Origin of the sequence: Xanthobacter wiegelii (assembly GCF_043193855.2) — a bacterium.
In the GTDB taxonomy this organism is placed as follows: Bacteria; Pseudomonadota; Alphaproteobacteria; order Rhizobiales; family Xanthobacteraceae; genus Xanthobacter; species Xanthobacter flavus_A.
In genome coordinates, this window is sequence record NZ_CM195529.1 from 3980081 (window position 1) to 4004447 (window position 24367).

21 protein-coding genes, 1 tRNA gene and 1 pseudogene are annotated in these 24367 nt (G+C 68.5%); 16 read left to right on the forward strand and 7 right to left on the reverse strand.

From position 1 onward, the window contains the following. The first annotated feature begins 2 nt into the window (after positions 1–2). Both V5F63_RS18575 and V5F63_RS18580 read left to right on the forward strand, forming a co-directional pair. Positions 3–350, forward strand: a complete 348-nt coding sequence (locus V5F63_RS18575; RefSeq protein WP_394027881.1) for a hypothetical protein — start codon at positions 3–5, stop codon at positions 348–350. Further along, the gene (locus V5F63_RS18580; protein ID WP_209484822.1) at positions 343–1989 is read left to right on the forward strand and encodes a GMC oxidoreductase; all 1647 of its coding nucleotides are present in this window, start codon (positions 343–345) and stop codon (positions 1987–1989) included. The genes V5F63_RS18575 and V5F63_RS18580 overlap by 8 nt, the downstream gene beginning before the upstream one ends. Before the next feature lie 128 nt (positions 1990–2117). Here V5F63_RS18580 and V5F63_RS18585 read toward each other — a convergent pair whose 3' ends face one another. Beyond that, entirely contained in the window at positions 2118–2423 is a 306-nt protein-coding gene (locus V5F63_RS18585; protein ID WP_209484824.1) for a hypothetical protein, read from the reverse strand. Positions 2424–2619: 196 nt separating this feature from the next. Between V5F63_RS18585 and V5F63_RS18590 the strand changes: the two genes are divergently transcribed. The 4 genes from V5F63_RS18590 (at position 2620) to V5F63_RS18605 (ending at position 6781) form a co-directional block, all read left to right on the forward strand. Next, entirely contained in the window at positions 2620–3735 is a 1116-nt protein-coding gene (locus V5F63_RS18590; RefSeq protein WP_209489883.1) for an NAD(P)-dependent alcohol dehydrogenase, read from the forward strand. A gap of 431 nt (positions 3736–4166) precedes the next feature. After that, complete coding sequence (fldA, locus tag V5F63_RS18595; protein WP_209484828.1) at positions 4167–4649, forward strand: flavodoxin FldA; 483 nt, start codon at positions 4167–4169, stop codon at positions 4647–4649. Then, on the forward strand, positions 4628–5083 hold the full coding sequence (locus V5F63_RS18600; protein WP_394100656.1) for a DUF2023 family protein: 456 nt from the start codon (positions 4628–4630) through the stop codon (positions 5081–5083). Before fldA ends, V5F63_RS18600 begins: the two co-directional genes overlap by 22 nt. Before the next feature lie 132 nt (positions 5084–5215). Then, positions 5216–6781, forward strand: coding sequence for a bifunctional aminoglycoside phosphotransferase/ATP-binding protein (locus tag V5F63_RS18605; RefSeq protein ID WP_394100655.1), 1566 nt, complete (start codon positions 5216–5218; stop codon positions 6779–6781). Here V5F63_RS18605 and V5F63_RS18610 read toward each other — a convergent pair. The 4 genes from V5F63_RS18610 to V5F63_RS18625 form a co-directional block, all read right to left on the reverse strand. Continuing rightward, positions 6747–7154: a hypothetical protein gene (locus tag V5F63_RS18610; protein ID WP_394100654.1), complete on the reverse strand. Its 408-nt coding sequence runs from the start codon at positions 7152–7154 to the stop codon at positions 6747–6749. The genes V5F63_RS18605 and V5F63_RS18610 overlap by 35 nt on opposite strands. 105 nt (positions 7155–7259) lie before the next feature. Further along, positions 7260–8336, reverse strand: coding sequence for a selenide, water dikinase SelD (gene selD, locus V5F63_RS18615; protein ID WP_394100653.1), 1077 nt, complete (start codon positions 8334–8336; stop codon positions 7260–7262). Positions 8337–8469: 133 nt separating this feature from the next. Continuing rightward, entirely contained in the window at positions 8470–9612 is a 1143-nt protein-coding gene (locus tag V5F63_RS18620) for a transglutaminase-like domain-containing protein (protein ID WP_209484837.1), read from the reverse strand. Then, positions 9609–10208 (reverse strand): TlpA family protein disulfide reductase, encoded by a 600-nt coding sequence (locus V5F63_RS18625; RefSeq protein WP_394100652.1) that lies wholly within the window; start codon positions 10206–10208, stop codon positions 9609–9611. The genes V5F63_RS18620 and V5F63_RS18625 overlap by 4 nt, the downstream gene beginning before the upstream one ends. Positions 10209–10635: 427 nt before the next feature. On the opposite strand from V5F63_RS18625, the gene fdnG reads away from it, so the two are divergent. The 10 genes and pseudogenes from fdnG (at position 10636) to V5F63_RS18675 (ending at position 22294) form a co-directional block, all read left to right on the forward strand. After that, positions 10636–13722: a formate dehydrogenase-N subunit alpha gene (gene fdnG / locus V5F63_RS18630; protein ID WP_209484841.1), complete on the forward strand. Its 3087-nt coding sequence runs from the start codon at positions 10636–10638 to the stop codon at positions 13720–13722. A 17-nt stretch (positions 13723–13739) separates the two neighbouring features. Continuing rightward, positions 13740–14696: a formate dehydrogenase subunit beta gene (gene fdxH, locus V5F63_RS18635; RefSeq protein WP_209484843.1), complete on the forward strand. Its 957-nt coding sequence runs from the start codon at positions 13740–13742 to the stop codon at positions 14694–14696. Continuing rightward, the gene (locus V5F63_RS18640) at positions 14693–15391 is read left to right on the forward strand and encodes a formate dehydrogenase subunit gamma (protein WP_394027874.1); all 699 of its coding nucleotides are present in this window, start codon (positions 14693–14695) and stop codon (positions 15389–15391) included. The genes fdxH and V5F63_RS18640 overlap by 4 nt, the downstream gene beginning before the upstream one ends. A gap of 90 nt (positions 15392–15481) precedes the next feature. Beyond that, positions 15482–16414: a formate dehydrogenase accessory protein FdhE gene (fdhE, locus tag V5F63_RS18645; RefSeq protein ID WP_394100651.1), complete on the forward strand. Its 933-nt coding sequence runs from the start codon at positions 15482–15484 to the stop codon at positions 16412–16414. Positions 16415–16423: 9 nt separating this feature from the next. Further along, complete coding sequence (gene selA, locus V5F63_RS18650; protein WP_394100650.1) at positions 16424–17854, forward strand: L-seryl-tRNA(Sec) selenium transferase; 1431 nt, start codon at positions 16424–16426, stop codon at positions 17852–17854. A 676-nt stretch (positions 17855–18530) separates the two neighbouring features. Beyond that, complete coding sequence (locus V5F63_RS18655; RefSeq protein ID WP_209489885.1) at positions 18531–19259, forward strand: tetratricopeptide repeat protein; 729 nt, start codon at positions 18531–18533, stop codon at positions 19257–19259. Next, positions 19260–21128: pseudogene (selB, locus tag V5F63_RS18660) on the forward strand (selenocysteine-specific translation elongation factor); the annotation flags it as partial. It lies immediately after the preceding gene. Between the two features lie 90 nt (positions 21129–21218). Continuing rightward, positions 21219–21314: transfer RNA gene (locus V5F63_RS18665), tRNA-Sec, on the forward strand. 92 nt (positions 21315–21406) lie between these two features. Continuing rightward, positions 21407–21916, forward strand: coding sequence for a hypothetical protein (locus V5F63_RS18670; protein WP_394100649.1), 510 nt, complete (start codon positions 21407–21409; stop codon positions 21914–21916). Positions 21917–21922: 6 nt separating this feature from the next. Next, complete coding sequence (locus tag V5F63_RS18675; RefSeq protein WP_394100648.1) at positions 21923–22294, forward strand: hypothetical protein; 372 nt, start codon at positions 21923–21925, stop codon at positions 22292–22294. A 163-nt stretch (positions 22295–22457) separates the two neighbouring features. Here V5F63_RS18675 and V5F63_RS18680 read toward each other — a convergent pair whose 3' ends face one another. Together V5F63_RS18680 and V5F63_RS18685 are read right to left on the reverse strand one after the other, a co-directional pair. Further along, positions 22458–23159: a M15 family metallopeptidase gene (locus V5F63_RS18680; protein WP_394100647.1), complete on the reverse strand. Its 702-nt coding sequence runs from the start codon at positions 23157–23159 to the stop codon at positions 22458–22460. Positions 23160–23606: 447 nt separating this feature from the next. Continuing rightward, positions 23607–24125, reverse strand: coding sequence for a peptidoglycan-binding domain-containing protein (locus V5F63_RS18685; RefSeq protein WP_394100646.1), 519 nt, complete (start codon positions 24123–24125; stop codon positions 23607–23609). Between the last annotated feature and the right edge of the window lie 242 nt (positions 24126–24367).

Consider the following 24367-nt stretch of genomic DNA (forward strand, 5'->3'; position numbering starts at 1 on the left):
ACATGAGCGAGACCTCTCCCGACGCCCCCCTCGATTTCGAGGCGCTCGTCGTCGCCCTCCTGCCCCTCGGCCCCTACCACGCGGCCTTGGAGCCGATGGTAGGCGACCTTGCCCGCATCGCGACGCTGAACACCCAGCTCAACGCCGCCTTCCATCGCATCGCCGCGCGCGCCGGCTTCCCGGCGGGCGCGGTGCACCGCGAGCATCTGGCGGAGGATGCCGAGGCGGTGGGCACCTTCTTCGAATATGTGCATTTCGCATCGCCCAGCTTCCTGGGCTCGGTGGGGGAATGGCCGCTGGTGGGCGGGCGGCCGCTGGCCGGAAAGGCTTCAGGGGGCGCGCATGGCTGAGGCAACCCATTGCGACGTGATCGTCGTCGGCACCGGGGCTGGCGGCGGCATGCTGGCCTATGAGCTGGCGAAGGCGGGGCTCAATGTGGTCTCGCTGGAGCAGGGCGGCCGCCTCGCGGACGACCATTTCAAGCGCCTGGACCCACCGGGAACCCAGCTCGACTTCGGCATCCGCGCCAACACCGTGTGGCCGGCCGAGCCGCACGACAGCCTGTTCGTGCATCCCCTGTTCGAAAAGGGCGCGGATGGCTCCACCGGCTGGCCGGACACCGGCTTCCACCACTACCAGATCCTCGCCGTCAACGGGCTCCAGAACCTCTGGAACGGGGTGAGCGTGCGCTTCTCCGCGCGCGATTTCCGCGACTGGCCCATCTCCTATTCCGACCTCGCGCCCCATTACGAGGCGGTGGAGCGGCGCATCGTTGTCTGCGGCACCGAGGAGCAACTCGAAGAACTTCCGGACGGCATCTATGTGCCGCCCAAGCCGCTGCGCCCCGCCGACGTGATGATCGTCGATGCGGTCAACGCGATGGACGAGCCCTATTCGCACGCCATCCCCAACCGCAAGGCCATCGACACGCGGCCGGACAGCCCCAACGCCTGCGTCTCCACCGGCATCTGCACCTCCGGCTGCCCCACCGGCGCGGTCTACAAATTCACCGCCCGGCTGCTGCCGGAGATCGAGAAGCTTCCGAACTACGAGCTGCGCCAGGGCGCCAAGGTCGTGCGGCTGCTGCGCGAGCCCGGCACCAAGCGGGTGATGGGCGTCGAATATCGCGACATGGCCACCGGCGAGGCGCGCGTCCTCACCGCCGATCACGTGGTGCTCGCGGCCGGCGCCATCGAGAGCCCGCGCATCCTGTTCAATTCCGCCGACGATGCCGCGCCCGAGGGCATGGGCAACACCACCGGCCAGCTCGGCCTGCGCCTGCAGGACAATCCCAAGGCCGTGCTCTCCACCTCGCTGTGGAAGCTGTGGGGCAAGGGCCGGGACTTCGACATCGGCTATGGCGACCTGCTCATCCTCATGTCGCGCGGCACGCTCCCGGACGGGGAGGAATTCCCCTTCATCGGCCACGCCATCCACGGCGTGCCGGACATTCCCCACTATCTCGCCGGCATGAAGCGCTTCCCGCCCTTCATGAAGGAGCGGCTCGCCCGCTTCATGTTCCATTCCTACGTCACGCTCGGCCTGTTCTGCGCCGGCGAGCCGACCCCCGCCAACCGGGTGCGGCCCGGCGCCACCCGCGACCGCTTCGGCGTGCGCCATGTGGCGGTGGACTTCTCCGCCACGCCGCGCGCGGAGGCGATGATGGAGGCCATGAACGGCTGGGGCCGCCAGGTGCTGCGCCACGCCGGGGCGACCTCCATCTACCCCTCGCGCGACAACACCGGCACCGGCATCCACTATGCCGGCACCACCGCCACCACCGCCGATCCCGAGAGGGGCGTGGTGGACGCGGACCTGAAGCTGCACGATCTCGACAACGTCTATGTCTGCGACGGCGGCGTGGTGCCCGTGCTGCCGGACAAGCACCTCACGCTCACCATCATGGCGCTGGCCCACCGCCTCGCCGGCCATCTGGTGGAGAAGGCGCGCAGCGGGGCGACGGTCGAGGGGGAGCGCGCTCTGGCCTGAGGCTGAAGGCCTCAGTCTGGAGATATGCCGGCATGCCCGGGCTTGTCCCGGGCATCCACGTCAGACCGACGGTACAATCCCCGTAAGGCGTTCCGAGCCATGACGGCGGGATAGCTTCCGCAGTTCACTCACCTCTCGGGTACGGCCCCTGCCATAACGGCCCCGACGAAGCCGTTGATGCGGCCGAAGGCGGCTTGGGAGAGCTCCCCTGCCCGCAGCACCGCCTCATGGCATGCGCCATGGTCCTGATTGAGGTGCGCCACCAGCGCCGCCGCCAGCTCGCTCTGGCCGATGGCGAGCGTGCGCAGGCCGAGCAGCAGGTTGTCGAGATCGGCCCGCGTGAGGGCGAGGCGCAGCGGCGCCTCCTCGGGCAGCCCTGTCCAGCGCGCAATGGCTTCCGGCGCAAGCTGCGCCGGCTCGCTGTGACTAGTCATGAAAATCCCCGTCTGAAAATCGTCGGCCGGCCCGAAAAGGGCCGCTTCTTGAAGTCTACACTCTCCCTCTCCGGTGCCGAAGCCGTGTCGCCGCGTTGACGGGCATCAATGCCCCGCCGCCAACCGACCAATATTAAAATACCTCGAGGCAGCCGCGCATGCGGCCCGACGGAAAGGCAGGAACGCCATGACGGATATGCTCTCCCCCGCCGCCTATGTGGAACGCCAGCGCCCCGGCCGGGCGAAGATGAAGGCGGCCGTCTTCGTCGAGAAGAACCGCATCGTGCTGGACGAAAAGCCCATCCCCGATGTCGGCCCGCTTGATGCGCTCATTCGCATCACCACCACCACCATCTGCGGCACCGACGTGCACATCCTGAAGGGTGAGTATCCGGTGGCGAAGGGCCTCACCATCGGCCACGAGCCGGTGGGCATCATCGAGAAGCTCGGCTCGGCGGTGGAGGGCTTCGCCGAGGGTCAGCGCGTCATCGCCGGCGCCATCACCCCGTCCGGCTATTCCAATGCCTGCCTGTGCGGCCAGTGCTCGCAGGACGGCCCGCGCACCAAGCACGGCTTCAAGGCCATGGGCGGCTGGCGCTTCGGCAACACCATCGACGGCGCGCAGGCGGAATATCTCGTCGTGCCCGACGCCATGACCAATTTGTCCCCGGTGCCGGAGGCGCTCTCCGACGAGCAGGTGCTGATGTGCCCGGACATCATGTCCACCGGCTTTGCCGGCGCCGAGAGCGGCAAGGTGAAGATCGGCGACACGGTGGCCGTGTTCGCGCAGGGGCCCATCGGCCTGTGCGCCACGGCGGGCGCCAAGCTCATGGGCGCGACGCGCATCATCGCGGTGGACCGGGTGGCCGCGCGGCTGGAGATGTCCCGCGCCATGGGCGCCGACCTCGTGGTGGATTTCTCCAAGGTCGATCCGGTGGAGGAAATCCTGCGCCTCACCGACGGGCGCGGCGTGGACGTCGCCATCGAGGCGCTCGGCCGGCAGGAGACGTTCGAGGCGGCGCTGCGCGTGCTGCGGCCCGGCGGCACGCTCTCCTCCCTCGGCGTCTATTCGAGCGACCTGAAGATCCCGCTTGATGCCTTCGCGGCGGGGCTCGGCGACAATGCCATCATCACGTCGCTCTGCCCTGGCGGCAAGGAGCGCATGCGGCGCCTGATGGATGTGGTCGCCGCCGGCCGGGTGGATGCCCGCGCCCTCGTCACCCACCGCTTCAAGCTGGACGAGATCGAAGCCGCCTACGACCTCTTCGCCAACCAGCGCGACGGCGTTCTCAAAGTGGCCATCACGCCCTGAGGGCCGGACTGCCTTAGAGCGCGATCCGATCAAGTTGAAACAACTTGATCAGCAAATCGCCCTCCAATTTTAAGAAGGAGAACGCGTGATCCGATCTGATTGCGATGCAATCAGATCGGCGCGTGCTCTAGAGGCGAACCGAGCGGATTGAAATCAATTGCGCCCGTCGTCGTCTGGTTACGCCGGAGGACGACGGGCGCAAACATGAGATGGGCTGCGCCCGGCATGCGCGTGCGGAGGATGGATTAGCCCCGCACTATCGAGGCATTCCAATGTCGCGCTGGGCCATTGTCTTCGACGAAACCTTGATGTCTGATGCTCATGCGATGCGTTTGCGTTGCGAATGATTGTTTAGAAAGTCTCCGCAGGAACCGCACATTGGCGAAATCTGCAGAGCAACGTTTTGAACTGTTCCATAATGAGACGCGGACATGATTGTTAACGTGATCTTTGGTTCCGATGGGGGAGCCACCAAGGGCGTTGCGTCCCGGATTTCGAAGAAGTGCCAGGGCCGTGCGGTGGACATAAAGACGGCGAGCCCGGCCGATTTCGAGAATTGCGAACTGCTGATTCTCGGGTCGCCCACCTATGGCGACGGTACGCTCCAGACCGACTGGGAGGAGCATATCGACAAGCTCCGCTCGGCGCGGCTCAAGGGCAAGAAGGTGGCGCTGTTCGGCACCGGCGACCAGGAGAGCTATCCCGGCTCCTTCGTGGACGCCATGGGCATCCTCTATGACGAGGTGACGGCGCTGGAGGCGGTGGTGGTCGGCTTCACCGACACCAAGGGCTACGACTATCTCAACTCCACCGCCGAGCGGGAGGGCAAGTTCGTCGGCCTTGCGCTCGACCTGGACACCCAGTCCGGTCTCACCGACAAGCGAGTGACCGCATGGCTCAGCAGCATTCTTTAGAGACCGCCTTCGATCCGAGCGAGGGGGAGCCCGGCTGGCCGCCGGCTCCGGTGCGCGGGGCGGCGGGCGAGGAGGCAGGCGCCACGCAGCGCCTGTTTCACCACCATCTCTACGAACTCGGGCGGGGCGTGCGCCCCCTGTTCCTGATGACGCTCGCGTCGCGGGAGCTGCCGCTCCTGCTCGCGCGGCTGGAGCGGGCGAGCATCGACCATTTCGTCCAGCAAGTGAGCCCCGCCAAGGCCAACCTCTTCTTTGGACGCGATGCCTTCGTCGCGGTGGCGCGGGCGCTGGTCATCCGTCCGCTCAATGCCCTGACGGCGGAAGAGGACTTCATGCTGGGAACCATGCTCGGCTACGACCGCGAGCAGCAATGCCGCCGCTACCTCACCCGCTCCGGCCGCGGGCTGGGGCGGCCGGCGCTGGCGGCGGAATAGGCCTCTCTTTGCATCCCATCGGCAGGACACGCCAGCCGATGACAAGCCACGCGGGGGGAGCGATAACAATCGCGCTCCGGGGTATATGGACCGGCCCATCCGGTTCAGAATATCCCCCCTTGCGAGGCGACCATGACGGCACCGCAACCGCCCGAGAAGAGCGCAGGCGACCATGTGGTCGCCGACCAGAGCGCCGTCTTCGCCCTCCTCGCCGATCCCGCCACCCATGGCGTTAAGGAAACGGTCACGCGCATCGACACCCACGGCGCGGCCGTCTTTCTCGCAGGCCCCTACGCGTACAAGGTGAAGCGCGCGGTCTTCTTCCCCTTCATGGATTTCTCCACGCTGGACAAGCGCCGCGCCGCCTGCGCCGCCGAGGTGGAAATATCGGGCGCGGGAGCGCCCGGCCTCTATCTCGGCGTCGTGCCCATCGTGCGGATGGCAGACGGCCTCGCGCTCGGCGGGGACGGCGAAGCGGTGGAATACGCGGTGAAGATGCGCCGCTTCGACACCAACCTGACCCTCGACCGCATCACCGAGCGCGGCGCCCTCACGCCCGAGCTGACGAAAGACGTCGCGGCCATGGTGGTCTCTGCCCACGCCGCCGCGCCCGCGCGCCGGGGCTTCGACAGCGCGGGAAGGCTTTCCACCTATCTCGAAGACAACATCAACGAATTCGCCGCCCGGCCTGACCTCTTCCCAGCCAAAGACGTGGCCCGCCTCGCCGAAGCATCTCGCGCGGCGCTGGTGCAGGTGCGGCCCCTGCTGGCGGCACGCTCTGAAGCAGGCTTCGTTCGCCGCTGCCATGGCGACATGCACCTGCGCAACATTGTGCTCCTGGATGGCAAGCCGGTGCTGTTCGACGCCATCGAATTCAACGACGAGATCGCCACCTGCGATGTTCTGTATGACCTCGCCTTCCTGCTCATGGACCTGTGGCAACGGGGCGAACGGCACGCGGCCAACGCGATTCTCAACCGCTATCTCTGGGTCAGCGACGACACACAGCTGGACGGATTGGCCGCGCTGCCGCTCTTCCTCAGTCTCCGCGCCGGCATCCGGGCGAAGGTGGAGGCAGCAGGGCTCGCGCATCTGGTAGAAGAGAAGCGGTCGGAGGGGGAGGCGCGGGTCACCCATTTCTTCCGTCACGCCTGCGACCTTGTCGGCGGAACGCAGCCCGGGCCGACGCTTTGGGGGGTGGGCGGGCTGTCAGGGAGCGGCAAGAGCACCTGGGCTGCCAAGGCTGCGGTGAAGGTGGAATCGCGGGCGCCCGGCGCCGTCGTCCTGCGCTCGGATATCGAGCGCAAGCGCCTCTTCAACGTGCCGGAAACGGAAAAGCTGCCCCCAGAGGCCTATGCGGCTGAGGTGAGCCCCCGCGTTTATGAGCGGCTTCGGAGGCTGGCGCGGCACGTCCTCACCAGCGGGTACACCGTCATCGTCGATGCCGTGCATGCGCGACCGGAGGAACGCGACGCTCTCGAGGACGTCGCCAAAGAGGCTGGCGTACCGTTCAACGGACTCTGGCTCGACGCGCCGGCGGACGAGATGGTGCGGCGGGTGACCGCCCGCTCCGGCGATGCGTCAGACGCGGACGCCGCCGTGGTGCGCCATCAGCTGGCCTATGATCTCGGCCCCATCCGTTGGGTAAGAAGCCAAAGTCCCGTCAGCACTTCCCCTGCGGTTCCGGCTTCGGATTGACGCCCGAAACCGTGTCCGGCTGCCGGGCGGGAGACGCCGGCGTCCCAGCGTGGGGCGTGAGGCCGGTATAGGAACCGCCGGTGCCGCCGCTCCACGCGGTGGAGCCTTCGCTGCCGGGCTTGGTGCCGGAATCCGGGCCATGCGCCGGGGGCGTCGCGGCGGTGTGGGGCGGCTCCTCGCAGGCGCCGGTCTGGGCCGCGGGTGCGCCCGTCTGTGCGGCGGCCGGCGCGGGTACGCCCGAAACCAGAAGGAACATGATGCCGCCGACAATCGCAGTGGCGCAGATGCGCGCCGGATTGGGCGAGGGCAGCACGAGGGGAGACGGGCGCCGGGGCGCCGTCGCTTGGGGGGTCAGGGCGTCGGTGAAGCGCATGGCCGTTCTCCTTTCATCGGGAGAACAACCTGCCACGCCCCATGGTTCCTCGATTCTTGCGCCGGCTCCCCGCCAGCGCCCCCGCTTTCGCCCCAACCTGCCGCCTCAGCCGGCGATGCGCACCCGCCCCGGCCCGGCTTCCACGCGGCCAATGCGCGCCGCCGCCGGATAGCCCGCCGCGCGGATCTCGGCGAGCAAGCGGTCGGCCTCTTCCGGCGCGCAGGACACGAGCAGGCCGCCGGAAGTCTGCGGATCGGTGAGGAGGTGGCGCTGCCAGTCGGGCGTGCCCTCCCGCAGGTCCACCTCGGCGCCGTAGCTTGCCCAGTTGCGGTGCGAGGCGCCGGTGACGAAGCCCTGCTGCACCAGCGCCTCCGCCTCCGAGAGCCAGGGCAGCGCGGCGCGCTCGATGACGAGGGTGGCGCCCGAGCCGCGCGCCATCTCCAGCCCATGGCCGAGGATGCCGAAGCCGGTCACGTCGGTGATGGCGCTCACCGCAGCCTCCTTGCCGAGGGCGGCGCCGACGCGGTTCAGCTTGGTCACCGAGGCGATCATCTCGTCATAGGCGGCGGCGGAGAGCGCATCCTTCTTGAAGGCGGCGGAATAGACGCCGACGCCGAGCGCCTTGGTGAGGATGAGCGCATCCCCCACCCGCGCCGTCGAATTGCGCCGCAGCCGCGCCTTGGGCGCCCGACCGATGACGGCGAGGCCATAGACCGGCTCGGGGCAATCGATGGAATGACCGCCCGCCACCGGAATGCCCGCCTCGGCGCAGATGGCCGCCCCGCCGGCAAGGATGGCGCGAACCGTCCCGGTGTCGATCTTGCCCAGCGGCATGCCGAGAATGGCCAGCGCCATCAGCGGCTCGCCGCCCATGGCATAGACGTCCGAAATGGCGTTGGTCGCGGCGATGCGACCGAAATGGTCGGGGTCATCAACCATGGGCATGAAGAAGTCCGTGGTGGCGATGATGGCGGTCTCGCCGTCGAGATCGTAGGCGGCCGCATCGTCTCCCGTCTCGGTGCCCACCAGCAGCCGCTCGAACGGCCCGCCAGACGCCTGCCCCGCCAGCAGTTCCTGCAGCACGGACGGCGCGAGCTTGCAGCCGCAGCCGCCGCCATGGGCGAGGCTGGTGAGGCGCACGGGCGCGGGCTGGGCGGAAGCAGCGTGGGGCACGTCGAGCATGGCGATGTTCCATAAGGGAGAAGGCGCGCGGCGGACGCGCCGCCGCGCGGATTGGGGGTCGGGCGGGGAAAAATTCCCCGCCGCCGGGCCACGCCCCGGCACGGCGACGGAGAACGCCCTGACCGGCGTCAGGTCACACCGCGATCTCTGCGGCGCGGATGGTGTATTTGAAATTGTCCGGGTCGAGGCAGTCGAGCAGGCCGCCGGCGCTGACGGCCTGCGGATACATGAGGAAGCCGAGATGCGGCCCGTCGAAGCCGGGCAGGGCCACGTCATGGGCCGTGTTGTAGGCGAACCAGTTGCCCTCCCACGAGCCGAACAGCGCCTTGCGCGCGGCGACCACCTTGGGATCGTCGATGGCGAGCTTGCCCGGGGGCTCCTCCAGCACCACCTTGCGCACGTCGGCGGGGTCCATGGGGGTCCAGCCGAAGTCGGAGAGGAACACCTCGGCCCGGCAATGCTGCGCCTTGGTCACGATCTCGGAATTGGCGCCGAGGCTCTTGTAGCCGAAGCGCGAGGGCACCACCCGCAGGCCATAGACATCGCGCGCCGGAATACCCTGCGCCCGCACGAGGCCGACGAACAGCGCGTTGAGGTCGGCGCACTTGCCGCCGAGATCGCCGCTCTTCAACAGCGCCGCAATATCGCCGATGCCGCAGCCGCGGGTGGCGGCGTTGCGATAGGTGTTCTCGACGATCCACTGAAAGATGGCGCCCACCTTGTCCAGCTCGGTGGCCTTGCCGGCGACGATCTTGTCGGACGTCGCCTTCACGATGCCGTCGGTGGGGATGAGGTCGGTGGCCTCGGTGTTGCGGCGACGCTCATCCGCGTTGAGGGGCGCCGGCTTGCCGGGCTTCGTCAGATCCACGGCGAAGTCGCGGGTCGTCGCGCGGCTGACCAGCTCCACCTTCGGCGCCGGCTCGCCCTCGGCCCAGGCGACATGCAGCATGTCGGCGCCGGAGCGCGCGTCGCGCACGATCTTGGCGGTCTTGGCGTTGGTGGTCCAGGTGTTCTCGCCGGGCTTGAACCAGTCCGGATTGCTGAACGAAGCCACCGGCAGCCAGGCCTGCACCTTGCCGGCCGGCTTCAGGATCTCGACCGTGGTGGTGATCTGGAAGCTGCGCCAGTTGCCCACCGTAGGGGCGAACACACGCGCTTCCGAGGCAGCCGGCGTGCCGGCGGCTTGCGCGAAGGCGGCACGGGACAGGACGGCGGCGGCACCGGCAGAAAGGCCGGCGAGCGCGCCCGCCTTCAGAAGGTCGCGACGGGTGGTCATCGGGTCTGTTCTCCCTGGAAGTCTCTCGGCTGGGTTCTTGCGCTTGCCACCGCCGCGGCCGTGATCACGGCGAGGGTTTCAGGGTCGGCCCAGTCCACCTCACCCTCGCGGGCGAGCAGGATGCGGCCGGACATCACGACAAAGCTCGCGGGCAGCAGGCTGGCTCCCCATGCCCGCGCAGCCGCGCGGTTCTGATCCATCAGCACGGGACCGGGCGCGGGGCCGGCCGTGCCTTCGGCGAAGAAGCGGCGCACGCGATCGGCCGGCTCGGCCACGTCCACCAGCAGCACCGGCACACCGCTGCGGCGCGCGAAACCGGCCAGAGCGGGCAGCTCCGTGCGGCAGGGCACGCACCAGGTGGCGAAGAAATGGACGATGGTCGGCGCATCATCCGGGGCGAGCGTCACGCGCCCGCCATCGAGTGCATCGAGCGAGAGCGCAGGAGATGTCGGCCGGCCTTCGACGATGGCCAGTCGTCCCGGCGGTGCCTGCTCCTCTTCGGCGGCGGTCAAAGGCGAAGTTGCCAGCAGAAGCGCGAGCGCCAGTCCCAGCGGCGCGGCGCGTGGCCGCTCCTGCCCCGGGAGTCGTTTCCGCACGTGCGTGCGGCCCCGCAGGCGATGCCGCGGTTCAGGCTGTGCTGTATCCGACTGGATAGATTGTGCGCCCCGACCCGCGGGAGCCAAACCGACCTTCACACGGGCACTGTGCGCCAGGCGCGCGCGACGGGTCAACGCCCGTTTCCGTGATCACGCTCGGCTTCGGCAGCGCACAATTGCCGGACACCGCCGAACCCCGTTCCGTTATGTGATGAGAGGTAACCGGGAAGCTTGAGCGTGCCGCATCGCACCATGCGACAAGAAGGCGATTTTCGTTCAAACACGCGGAGTTGCGCGGGGATAAATTGACATCATTCCAGTTCCAAAATACCGTCCCGTCACGCTGGGAGAACCAGCATCCGGAGCGGCTCCAAGGCCGTCCGAAACCGTCCCCGGTCGGGGCACGAAAGGTCGGAGGTTTCCTTCGATGAATATGGAGCTCTCGCGGCGCCAGTTTTTGAAAACGGCGGGCGCGGGCGTGGCGGGAACGACGCTGGGCGCGTTGGGATTCGGTCCCATCGAGGAGGCCCTGGCCTCCACCATCAAGCCCTTCCGCCTCGTCAACACCACCGAGGTGCGCAACACCTGCACCTACTGCTCGGTGGCCTGCGGCATCCTCATCTTCTCCAAGGGCAATCTCGCCAAGGGCGAGAAGGCGGACATCACCCATATCGAGGGTGACACCGACCATCCCACCAATCGCGGCACGCTCTGCCCGAAGGGCGCGGCCCTGCTCGATATCGTGAAGTCCGAGCAGCGCCTCAAGCAGCCCATGATCCGGCGCGCGGGCTCCGACAAGTTCGAGAAGATTTCCTGGGACGAGGCGCTCGACAAGATCGCCAAGGCCATGAAGGCGGACCGCGACGCCAACTTCATCGCCAAGAACAACGACGGCGTGACGGTGAACCGCTGGCTCACCACCGGCTTCCTCGCCGCCTCCGCCACCACCAACGAAACCGCGTTCGCCACGTACAAGGTGGTGCGCTCAACCGGAATTCTGACTTTCGATAATCAGGCGCGCGTCTGACACGGCCCCACGGTGTCCAGTTTGGGCCCAACTTTTGGCCGTGGCGCGATGACCAATTCGTGGACCGATATCAAGAACACGGATCTGGTCGTCATCATGGGCGGCAATGCCGCCGAAGCGCACCCGTGCGGATTTAAATGGGTCACGGAGGCGAAGGCCACCCGTGGCGCCAAGCTCGTTGTCGTGGACCCGCGCTTCACGCGCTCGGCCGCGGTGGCGGATTATTACGCCCCGATCCGGCAAGGCACCGACATCGCCTTCCTGCTGGGCGTCATCAACTATCTGATTCAGAACGACAAGATTCAGTGGGACTATGTGAAGGCGTTCACCAACGTCGGCTACATCGTCAAGGAAGGCTTCGGGTACCAGGACGGCCTGTTCACGGGCTATGACGAGATGAAGCGGGACTACAACCGCTCCACCTGGGACTACGAGATCGGCCCCGACGGTTACGCGGTCGTGGACGACACCCTCCAGCATCCCCGCTGCGTCTTCAACCTTCTGAAGCAGCACGTCTCCGTCTACACGCCGGAGATGGTCGAGCGCATCACGGGCACGCCCAAGGACAAGTTCCTGAAGGTGGCGTCCATGATGGCGGAGTGTTCGTCGCCCACCAAGACGATGACCTCCATGTACGCGCTCGGCTGGACCCAGCATTCCAAGGGCTCGCAGAACATCCGCTGCATGGCGATGATCCAGCTGCTCCTGGGCAATATCGGCGTGCGCGGCGGCGGCATGAATGCCCTGCGCGGGCATTCCAACATCCAGGGCCTCACCGACATCGGCCTGATGTCCAACCTGATCCCGGGCTATCTCACGATCCCGACGGAGAAGGAGCCGGACTTCAACGCCTACATGTCGACGCGCGGCTTCAAGCCGTTGCGTCCCAACCAGATGAGTTACTGGCAGAACTACAAGAAGTTCTTCGTGTCGTTCCAGAAGGCCATGTGGGGTGCGTCGGCGACGGCGGACAACAATTGGGCCTACGACTACCTGCCGAAGCTCGACGTGCCGGCCTATGACGTGCTGCGCGCATTCGAGCTGATGAAGCAGGGGAAGATGAACATCTACTTCTGCCAGGGCTTCAACCCGCTGCAGGCCTTCCCCAACAAGGCCAAGCTCGCGGAGGCGCTCGGCAAGCTCAAGCTCCTCGTGATCATGGATCCGCTGGAGACCGAGACCGCGCGCTTCTGGGAGAATCACGGCGTCTACAACCAGGCCGATCCGTCGAAGATCCAGACGGAGGTCATCCAGCTGCCCACCACCTGCTTCGCCGAGGACAACGGCTCGCTGGTGAATTCGGGCCGCTGGCTGCAATGGCACTGGGCCGCCGGGACGCCTCCGGGCGAGGCCAAGACGGACATCTACATCATGGCGCAGCTCCATCTGCGCCTGAAGGAGATGTACAAGAAGGACGGCGGCGCCTTCCCCGATCCCATCGTCAACCTGACGTGGAACTACAAGGACCCGCACGAGCCCTCGCCCGACGAGCTTGCGAAAGAGCTGAACGGTTACGTGGTCTCGGACGTGCTCGACCCCAACGACCCCACCAAGAAGGTCCTGGAGGCGGGCAAGCAGGTTCCGGGCTTCGGCGTGCTGCGCGACGACGGCACCACCGCGGCGGGCTGCTGGATCTATTCCGGCTGCTACACCGAGGCGGGCAACATGATGGCGCGCCGGGACAATTCCGATCCCGACGACACCGGCGCCTACCTCAAGTGGTCGTTCGCCTGGCCTGCCAACCGGCGCATCATCTACAACCGCGCCTCCTGCAACATCGACGGAAAGCCGTGGGACGACACCCGCAAGCTGATCTGGTGGGACGGGGCCAAGTGGACGGGCTACGACGTGCCCGACATCGCCCCCACCGCCAAGCCGCGGGATGTGGGCCCCTTCATCATGAACCCGGAAGGCGTCTCCCGCCTGTTCACCCGGGGCATGATGCGGGACGGGCCGTTCCCGGTGCATTACGAGCCGTTCGAGAGCCCCGTCGCCAACCTCATCGCCCCCAAGGTGCGGGGCAACCCGGTGGCGCGCGTGTTCAAGGACGACTTCGCCCAGTTCGCCGACGTGGCGTCGAAGGAGTTCCCCTATGCGGCGACCTCCTACCGGCTCACCGAGCACTTCCACTACTGGACGAAGAACAACCATGTGAATTCGGTGCTCCAGCCCGAATTCTTCGTGGAGATCTCCGAGGAACTGGCCAAGGAGAAGTCGATCCAGAATGCCGGCTGGGTGCGGGTGTGGTCAAAGCGCGGCTCCGTCACCGCCAAGGCCTACGTGACCAAGCGCATCCGTCCCCTGATGGTGGACGGAAAGCCCGTGCACATCGTCGGCATCCCCATCCACTGGGGCTTCGTCGGCGCCGCCAAGAAGGGCTTCCCGGCCAACGTGCTCACCCCGTTCGTGGGTGACGCGAACATCGAGACGCCGGAGTTCAAGGCGTTCCTCGTCAACATCGAGCCCACCACCGGGCCGGTGGCGTAAGGGAAAGGAGAACCAGCATGTTTCCTCCGATTCCGAACCCCACCACCGCCCCCGTGGCGCCCAAGATGAGCGATGCGGACCTCGTCCGCCGCTCCGCCTCCGGTTCCCCCTCGCAGGTCGAGTTCAAGGAGCCGGTGGCCAAGCTCATCGACGTGTCGAAGTGCATCGGCTGCAAGGCCTGCCAGGCGGCGTGCCTCGAATGGAACGAACTCCATGAGGAGATCGGCACCTTCAACGGCACCTACACCAACCCGCCGGACCTGACGCCGGCGTCGTTGACGCTCATGCGCTTCACCGAGTGGGTGAACCCCGAGACCGACAATCTCGAATGGCTCATCCGCAAGGACGGCTGCATGCATTGCGCCGATCCGGGCTGCCTGAAGGCTTGCCCGGCGCCCGGCGCCATCGTGCAGTATTCCAACGGCATCGTGGACTTCGACCACGCCAAGTGCATCGGCTGCGGCTATTGCGTGAAGGGCTGCCCCTTCAACATCCCGCGCATCTCGCAGGTCGATCACAAGGCCTACAAGTGCACGCTGTGCTCGGACCGCGTGGCGGTCGGCCAGGGTCCCGCCTGCCAGAAGGCATGCCCCACCCAGGCCATCGTCTTCGGCACCAAGACGCAGATGAAGGAATGGGCCGAGGGCCGCATCAAGGATCTGAAGTCCCGCGGCTACAAGAATGCGGGCCTGTATGATCCGCCCGGCGTGGGTGGCACGCACGTGATGTACGTGCTGCAGCACGCCGACAAGCCGTCGATCTATGCGGGCCTGCCGGACAATCCGCGCATCAGCCCCATCGTCGAGGCGTGGAAGGGCGTGACCAAATATGTGGGCCTCGGCGTCATGGGCTTCGCCGCCCTCGCCGGCGCGCTGCACTACCTCGTCAACGGCGCCAACAAGGTGTCGCCGGAAGACGAGGCGAACGCCGAGAAGCTGACGGCTGAGAAGCTGTCGTCCGGAGGCCGCTCATGAGCGCACCCTACGATCTGGAGAAAGGCGACGCGGTTCACCCGGGTCGCCCGGTGCAGGTGGACCGCTACACGGTGGGCGCCCGCATCAACCACTGGATCACGGCCATCAGCCTGATCCTGCTGGCCATTTCCGGCCTCGCTTTGTTCCACCCCAGCCTCTACTTCCTCACCGGCCTGTTCGGCGGCGGGCAGATGACGCGCACCATCCATCCCTGGATCGGCGTCGTGCTCTTCTTCTCCTTCGCCGGCATGTTCCTGCGCTTCTGGAAGGCCAATCTCTGGAAGAGCGAGGACGGCACCTGGATGCGTCGCATCCGCGACGTGATCGCCGGCCATGAGGAGAAGCTGCCCGAGCTTGGCAAGTACAATGCCGGGCAGAAGATGGTGTTCTGGGGCATGAGCCTGCTCATCGCGGTGCTCATCACCTCGGGCGTGGTGATCTGGCAGGCCTATTTCGCCTCCTACACCACCATAGAGCAGCAGCGCGTCGCCCTTCTGGTGCATGCGGTGGCGGCTGTGGCGATCATCTGCGTCTGGATCGTCCACGTATACGCTGCCATCTGGGTCAAGGGCACCATCAGCGCCATGACCCGGGGGCAGGTGACGGGCGGCTGGGCGTGGCGGCACCATCGGAAGTGGTTCCGCGAGCTGGTCAGCTCCCGCAAGTCGGGGACCCGCGGGACTCCCGCGGAGTAGGCCTTTTCCCTATAATGGCCTCCCGGCCGCCGCGTGCGACCGGGAGGTTCATGTCCGGTGCACGTGACCCGTGAGGTTCGTGAGGTCATCATGTCGCGTACCTTCGGCCCCACCTCGGCGCCCCCGATTCCCGATCCCTCCGTGCTGGAGGGCGTGACGGCGCCGACCTTCGCCTATCTGCCGGACCCCTCGCCCCTGTTCGCGCGCCGCGCGGCGCGGTTCCGGCATCTGGCGCAGAACCATCCCCTTTCGCCCTACCTCACCTTCCTCGCCGGGCTCAGCGAGGCGCAGCACGCCGCCATCGCCGCGACGCCCGCGCCCGAGCCGGTGGAGGCGGCGCAGGTTGAGCGCGCCCGCGCCAACGAGATGCCGCCCCTCGACCGCAGCCATTTCACCACCGATGCCGCCTTCGACACCCTGTTCGAGCGGGCGCTGGCGGAAGCGACCAAGATCGAGCAGCCCGAGGCCGCCCGCACCGCCCTGGAGCGGGTGCGCATGGCTTCCGACGTCGCGCGCGGCGAGATGATCCGCAACGTGCTAGCCTCCTCCATCCCGGAGGAAGCTTTGGCCGAGCACCTCTATGTGGCGGCGGCGCTGGAGGTCCATTTCGCCCGCCTCGCGTCCCAGCTCGATGCCAGCCGCCTCGTGCCGGTGGGAGACGGCGTGTGCCCCACCTGCGGTGGACCGCCGGTGGGCAGCCTGATCGTCAACTGGCCCACGGCTCATGGCGCGCGCTACTGCGCCTGCGCCTTGTGCGGCACGCTCTGGAACTTCGTGCGGGTGCGCTGCACCGCCTGCGGCTCCACCGCCGGCATCGGCTATCAGGAGGTGGAGGGCGGCAACGGCGCGGTGAAGGCCGAGACCTGCGACACCTGCCACGCTTATTCCAAGGTGTTCTATCTCGCGCAGGATGACGGCCTCGATCCCGTCGCCGACGACGTGGCGAGCCTCGCCCTCGACATCAAGCAGAAGGACGGTTCCTACCGGCGCGCCGCCTTCAATCCCTTCCTCCTCGGCTATTGAGGAGCGCAGATGACAAGCGCTCCGGCGGCTCTCTCCCCTGCCCCGCCCCTGCGGCTGCTTCCGTCCGTGGATCAGGTGCTCAAGGCCGAGGCCGCCCGCGCCGCGCTGGAGCGCCACGGCCGGCAGGCGACGACCCAGGCGGTGCGCGACGCCCTCGACGAGCGCCGGGCCGCGCTGAAGGCCGGTGCCGGCGCCGCAGCGACGCCCGAGGAGATCGCCGCCGCCGCGCTCGCCCGGCTCGATGCCGCCGCCGCGCCCAGCCTGAGGCCCGTCTTCAACCTCACTGGCACGGTGCTGCACACCAATCTCGGCCGCGCCATTTTCGCGGAAGAGGCGATCGCGGCCGCCACCCGGGCCATGCGCAATGCGGTCTCACTGGAATACGACCTCGACGGCGGCCGCCGGGGCGAGCGCGACGATCATGTGCGCGGCCTCATCTGCGAACTGACCGGCGCCGAGGACGCGACGCTCGTCAACAACAACGCGGCCGCCGTCCTGATCGTCCTGAACACCCTCTCCGCCGGAAAGCCGGCTCTGGTCTCGCGCGGCGAGCTGATCGAGATCGGCGGCGCCTTCCGCATGCCCGAGATCATGCGCCGTGCCGGAGCGGAGCTGGCGGAAGTCGGCACCACCAACCGCACCCACCCGCGCGACTATCGCGACGCCATTGCCCCCGAGACGGGGGTGATCCTGAAGGTCCACACCTCCAATTACCGCATCGAGGGCTTCACGGCTGAAGTGTCGCCCCGCGACCTCGCCGAGATCGCCCGCGCCGGCGGCGTGCCCCTCGTCAACGACCTCGGCTCCGGCACGCTGGCCGACCTCTCCCGCTACGGCCTCGTGCACGAGCCCACCGTGCGGGAGGCGCTGGCGGAGGGTGCGGACATCGTGACCTTCTCCGGCGACAAGCTGCTCGGCGGGCCGCAGGCCGGCTTCATCGTGGGGCGGCGCGATCTCATCGCCCGCATCAACAAGAATCCCATGAAGCGGGCGCTGCGCGTGGACAAGGTGCGCCTCGCCGCCATCGAAGCAACCCTGCGGCTCTACCGCGACCCGGACCGCCTCGCCGCGCGTCTTCCCACACTTCGTTACCTCACTCGCTCGCGCGAAGATCTCGCCGCCCAAGCTGCCCGGCTGGTGCCGCACTTCGCGCGCATCCTCGGCGAACGCTTCACCGTAGAAAGCGCGCTGTGCCGCAGCCAGATCGGCTCCGGGGCGCTGCCGCTGGAGACGCTGGAGGGCGTGGGCCTCGCCATCCGCGCCCGCGACGGCAGCGGCGGCGCCATCGGCCGGCTGGCCGATGCCATGCGGCGGTTGCCGGTTCCGGTCATCGGACGGATTGACGATCAGGCGCTGGTGCTGGATGTGAGATGCCTTGAGGACGAAGCGGCGCTTGTCGCGTCCGTGACCGCTTTGGAGGGGGCACATGAGCTGGCTTGACCGACTGAAGGGCAAGGGCGGGGGACCGGACGATCCGGATACACCGGCGGATGCGCCGCAGGACCGTTCGTCGCCGGATCGTGCCCAGTCTCGTCCGTCCCATGTCCATCCGCCCATGCCCCGGCTGCAGCGCGCCTCCGAACGCCGCCCGGTGAGCGAGACCGAGGTGGACCTCGACGCGCTGCTCGGCGATATCGCAAGCGGCCTTGCCCCCGCGCGCCCCGCTGCGCCGGAACCGCGTTCCGAGCCCGACCTGGCGCGCCGGCCCCGCCTGGGCGAGCGTATGCGGGAGGACAATCCGTTTGCCCCCGTCTCCGAACCCGAGCCCCAGGCCCCCGAGCTGACCGCGCCCCAACCTGCCGCGCGCGAGCCCGAGGCGCCAGCGGTGGAACTGAAGTTCGAGGAGATCGTCTTCGCCCGCGCCCCGGCCGCACCGGCGGACGAGCCGCCCGCAGTCGAGGCCCCGGCACCGCACGCCTATGCCGAGCCCGCGCCGCCCGTTGCGGTACCGGAGGCCGCGCCACCCGATTTCGCGCAGACCTATGCGGCCGAGGCGCCCTACGCGACGGGCTCCTACGTCGAGCCGACCTTCACGGAACCGACCTTCACCGAGCCCGCCTTCGTGGAAGAGGCGCCGGAAGAGCCGGTCGCCGAGGCCCGAACGCCTGAGGAACTGATGGCCGAGGCGCTGGCGGCGGCGACCGCCGGCCAATACGAGGCCGCGCTCAACATCTGGGAGCCGCTGGCCCGCGCCGGCAATGCCCGCGCCCAGAACAACATCGGCGCCTGCTTCGTGGACGGCCTCGGCGTCGACCAGGACCTCGACCTCGCCCGCCGCTGGCTGGAACTGGCCGCCGAGGGCGGTGATCCGGTGGGCCGGCGCAATCTCGCGACCCTCTATTTCAAGGGCCAGGGCGTCGAGCAGGACTATGCCCGCGCCGCCGACCTCTACCGCGCCGCGGCCGAGGATGGCGACGCCCCGGCGCAGGACATGCTGAGCTGGATGTTGCTGGAGGGCGAGGTTATGCCGCCCGACGCGACGGAAGCCGGCCGCTGGGCGATGGCCGCCGCTGAGCAGGGCGTCGGCTCGTCCATGACGCGCCTCGGCATGATCGCCCACAATGCGCTGGGCACGGATCGCGATCCGGTGGAAGCCGCCCGCTGGTGGCGCAAGGGGGCGGAGGCGGGCGACGCGGACGGGCAGGCCATGCTCGGCGCCGCCTACCACCTCGGTGCCGGCGTCCCGCATGACAAGATCGCCGCCTTCGCCTGGCTGCTGCGCGCCCGCGCGGGCCACAGCGCCCTCGCCGACCGCTTCTTCGAGGCGGTGCGCGGCACGCTTACGCCCGAGGAGGCCGCCGCCGCCCAGCGCCGCGCCGCCATACCGCTGGGGGAGCTGCCCTAGGTGATCATCGGCACGGCCGGACATATCGACCATGGCAAGACCACGCTGGTGCGTGCCCTCACCGGTGTCGATACCGACCGCCTGAAGGAAGAGAAGGCCCGCGGCATCTCCATCGACCTCGGCTTCGCCTATCTCCCGGTGGGAGACGACGTGCTGGGTTTCGTGGATGTGCCCGGGCACGAGAAGTTCGTCCACACCATGCTCTCCGGCGCGGGCGGCATCGATTTCGCCCTGCTGGTGGTGGCGGCCGATGACGGGGTGATGCCGCAGACCCGCGAGCATCTCGCCATCCTGGACCTGCTCGGCATCGACAAGGGCGTGGTCGCCCTCACCAAGGCCGATCTCGCCGATGCCGACCGCCTCGCCGCGGTGGAAGCCGAGATCACCGCCTTGCTCGCCCCCACCGGCCTCGCCGACGCCCCCATCCTGCCCGTGGCGGCAGCGCGCGGAGACGGGGTGGATGCGCTGCGCGACATGCTGGTGGACGCCGCGCGCAGCCTCGGCCGGCGGGCGGGAGGCGGGCGGTTCCGCCTTGCCGTGGACCGCAGCTTTACCCTCTCCGGCGCAGGAACGGTGGTGACGGGCACGGTGCTGTCGGGCGCCGTGAAGGTGGGCGACCGGGTGACGGTCAGCCCCTCCGGCCTCTCCGCCCGTGTGCGCTCCATCCGCGCGCAGGACCGTGTGGCAGAGACCGGCGTCGCCGGTGACCGCTGCGGGATCAATCTCGCCGGCGAGGCCATCTCCAAGGATGCCATTTCCCGTGGCGACGTGGTGCTGGACCCCGCCCTCCACGCCCCCGCCGACCATATCGACGCCGAGCTGAAGGTGCTCGCCGGCGAGCCGCGCCCCATCGCCCAGTGGCTGCCGGTGCGCCTGCACCATGCCGCGCGCGAGGTTGGCGCGCGGCTCGTGCTGCTCGGCGATGCTATCCCCCCCGGCGGCAGCGGCAAGGTGCAACTGGTGCTGGAGGCGCCCATCGCGGCGGCGGCGGGCGACCGCTTCGTCATCCGCGACACCTCGGCCCAGCGCACCATCGGCGGCGGCCGCTTCCTCGATTTGCGCGGACCGCGCCGCAAGCGCCGCACGCCCGAGCGCATCGCTCAGCTCGACGCGCTGGCGCACCGCGACTCGGCCGAGGCGCTCGCCGCCCTGCTCGCCGTGCCGCCGCACTTCGCTGACCTCGATGCTTTCGCGCGCGACCGGGCGCTCTCCGCCGAGGAGACGGCGGCGCTGGCGCTGCGGCTCGATCTTGCCCGCCTGTCCGCGGGCAACACCACGCTGGCGCTGACGCAGGCCGCCTTCGCCGCCTTCACCGCCGGCCTCATGGCGGCGCTGGACGCCTTCCATGCGGGCAATCCGGATCTGCCGGGCATCGGCCGCGAGCGGCTGCGCATGATGCTGGAGCCGCGCCTGCCGGCCACCGCCTTCCTGGCCGCCCTCGCCGCTTTGCCGCCGGCCACAATAAGGCAAGAAGGCGCCTGGGTTCGACGCGCCGACTTCTCGGTGAAGCTCGCCGCCTCCGACGAGGATTTGTGGGCGCGCATCAGGCCGCTGCTCACCGGCGAGGAGCGCTTCCGCCCGCCCCGCGTGCGTGACATCGCCGGCCTCCTCGCCGTGCCTGAGCCGGAGGTGCGCCGGCTGATGAAGCTGCTCGGCCGCATGGGGAGGGTGGACGAGGTGGCCCACGACCACTTCTTCCTGCGCCCGGTGGTGTCGGAGATGGTGGAGATCATCACCCGCCTCTCCGGTGAGCGGATGAAGGACGAGTTCACCGCCGCCGCCTTCCGCGACGAGGTGCAGAACGGCCGCAAGGTGGCGATCCAGATCCTTGAATTCTTCGACCGCCACGGCCTCACCTTGCGCCGCGGCGATCTGCGGCGCATCAATCCGTTCCGGCTGGACCTGTTCGCCGGCGCGGCGGACGACGCGCCTGAAATCACCGCGGCGGCGCCGTCGCGGGGAAGAGAAGCGTCCCTGGTGGGGCGTCCGGACTTCAAATCCGGGAGGGGCCGCGAGCCGGTCCTTGGTGGGTTCGACTCCCACTCTCTTCCGCCAAATTCCATTGCGCCAAATTCCGCTACACCGGAACTTGCGGCGCCAACGCCGCCCGCGCCCGATGCGCGCCCCCGCAGCTACGGGAAGGGACGATGATCCCCGAGACCACAATCCCTGAGACCACAATCCCCGCCCCCGGCACCGAACCCGCGCCCGATCCCGCCATCGAAGCGCGCGCCGCCGTGCTCGCCCGCCTCGATGCTGCGAAAGTGGCTGCTGACGTGGCCGAGACGGCCTATCGCGCCGAGGCCGCCCGCCGCACCGAGGAACTGGCGCGCGAGCGCGCTCATGCCTGGCGCCGGGCCGATCTGATGCGGTCCCTCGCCGGCACCCTCGACAGCGTTCCCGATGCGGAGATGGCGGTTGCCGCCGGGCAGGCGCTGCTGCGCGCGCGGCTCGGCTGGTCCGACGACAGCGAGGCCCGCGCCGAGGTGCTCGCCCGCTTCGCCCCTGTCGCGGTGGCCCTGTTCGAGATGGAGAGCGAGGCCGCGCCCGAGGCGGCGCTCGCGACGTTCGAGGAGTGGTACGCCACGACGCGGCAGAGCGCCTTCTGGTACCTGTTCGAGCACTACCTTCCCGACACGCCCCTCGTGGATTTCTGACTTCCCATGGCCACCGATTTCGACGACTGGCTCACCCGCACCTTCGCCGACCATGGCGGTTTCACCGCGCTCGTGGTGCTGGTGCGCATCGCCGAGCCGGAGGTGAAGCCGCTTGCCTCCACCTTCCTCAACATCATCGGCGACGAGGTGGACTGGGCCGGCATGATCGCCTTGTTCGCCGGCTCCCGGCAGGCGTGGGATGGCGCCGCCTTCTTCGCCCAGACGGACGACGGCGGGCCGCTGGAGAACGGCGAGGCCCGTGGCCGCCTGCGCGCGCTGGAAGAGCGCATCCGCGAGAACCGGCTGGTGCTGAACGAAGGCGATTTCTTCGACACCTTCGGCCGACGGCTGAAGGTGGAGGAGATCGCGCCGCATTGAGGCTGGGGAGCAGACAGCACTGTTTTTAACGTTGTCATGCCCCGGCTTGTCCGGGGCATCCACGGTGCCGCGTGCTCGGTGCCTCCCCACTCCGCGCGAACGGTGGAGTGGATCCCCCGCACAAGGCGGGGGATGACGGCAGGGGAGTACGGCTTCCCCCGCCCTACTCGATGGGAAAATCGAAATAGGTGTCCGGGAAGGGCTCGTCCTTCAGGGTGAAGTGCCACCATTCCTTGTCGAACGGCTTGAAGCCTTTGTCGCTCATCAGCCCCGCGAGCAGCCGGCGGTTGGCGCGCTGGGTCGCAGAGACGGCAGGGGAATCCGGCCAGGAGCGGGGGCTGAACAGATCGAAGGGCGTACCCATGTCGAGGTCGCGCCGCGTGGCGAGATCAAACAGGGTGAGGTCCAGCGTGGATCCGCGCGAATGACCGGAGCGGGCGGCGATGTAGCCTTCCGCGAACAGGTCCTTTTTCGCCACATCGGGATAATAGGTGGGCTTGGTTTTCTCGTCGGCGAGGTCGCTGGCCCAGCGGGCGAAGTGGGCGACGGCGCGGGCCGGGCGGTAGCAATCGAAGATCCTGAGGCCAAGGCCCTTCTTCTTCGCCTCCGCCGCCACCTTCGCGAGCGCCTCGGCCGCCGGGCGGGTGAGGAAGCAGCGGGCGGCGCCGTAGCCGTCCACCCGCGTGCCCACGAAATTGTGGGTCGAGAAATAACGCACGTCGAACACCGCGTCCGGCACCAGGCTCGCGACCTCCACGAACAGGTCCGGCCGATCGGTGCGGGCGTCGGCTGCGAGCGGCAGGCCCGCAATGGTGAGGGCGAGGGCGGCGGGCTTCACCAGTCGATCCATCAGGGCTTTGGCCATGCTGCATTGCATGGCTTCAGCATAGGGCCCGCGCGGGGCGCCCGCCAGAGCGGGCCTCGCCGCATTCCCTCACCGCATGCGCGGGGGCGTTTCGGGCACATCGACGGGATCGCGCAGCGGCGTTGGCTCCGGGATCGGGTCCTTGCGCGGCTCGCGGGAGGGATCGCCCTCCGGGAGCGGCGGAAGATCAGGCCCCGGCTCAGGAAACTCCGGCGGATCCTCCACTGGATCGGGCGGCAGGATGGGGGGCTCCGGGGGACGGCCGGGCTCGGGCGGGGGAAACGGGCCGCCGATCAGGGCGGCCAAGCCTGAAGACGAGGACCGGCCGCCCATCGGGGCGGCCGTGTGGGTTTCGGCGCCGGAGCGCAGCGGGGGGACGCGAGGGGAAAGGGTCATCCCGGGCCAACGCCCGGGGGTCACCGCTGTTCCCGCACCCTCCGCCTTCGCTCAGGAGAAGAAGGAGGTGATGGTCTGCCAGATGCTCTTCTTCGGCGCCGCGGTGGCACCGGCCTCGGCGGGCTTGGCATCGGTGGAAACGGTGCCGGGCGCCGCCTGCGACTTCGCGACCGCTTCCGGCGAGAAGACGCCGGCGAAGGCCGGGATCTTGGCAAGGGTGTCGGGGCCGGCCATGCCGTCCGCATCGAGCCCGTTCTTCTCCTGGAACTCCTTCACCGCCTTGGCGGTGGCAGGGCCGAAGGCGCCGTCGGCGGCAATGCCCAGGGCCGTCTGCAGCTTCTTCACCGCCTCGCCCTTGGTGCCCACGGTGAGCAGCACCAGTTCCGGCAGGCCGAGCGCCGTGAAGGTGTCCGGCCCGGCGATGCCGTCCGCGGCGAGGCCGTGCTGGGTCTGGTAGGCCTTGAGGGCGGTCTCGGTGGCGGGGCCGAACTGGCCGTCCGCGGTCACGCCGAGCTTGGCCTGAAGGATCTTCACCGGCTCGCCCGCGAGCCCACGCTTGAGAAGTGCCATGACACACCCCGGTCCGGTTGAGCCGGCCAAAAGGGCCGGCAGCCGGACTTTGCGGGAAAAGCGCGCCTGCGGCACCTTTAAAAATCAACCGCGCAAAAGAAAAATGCCGGGTCCTGGAGGGGACCCGGCAAGTATCGCTGCAATGCAGCGAACCTTCCAGAGGGGAACAGCTGACGCACCGCATAGGATGCAATCAGCGCAACCCGAAGATGCCCCCCGATTAGGCAGAAAGCAACGCATAC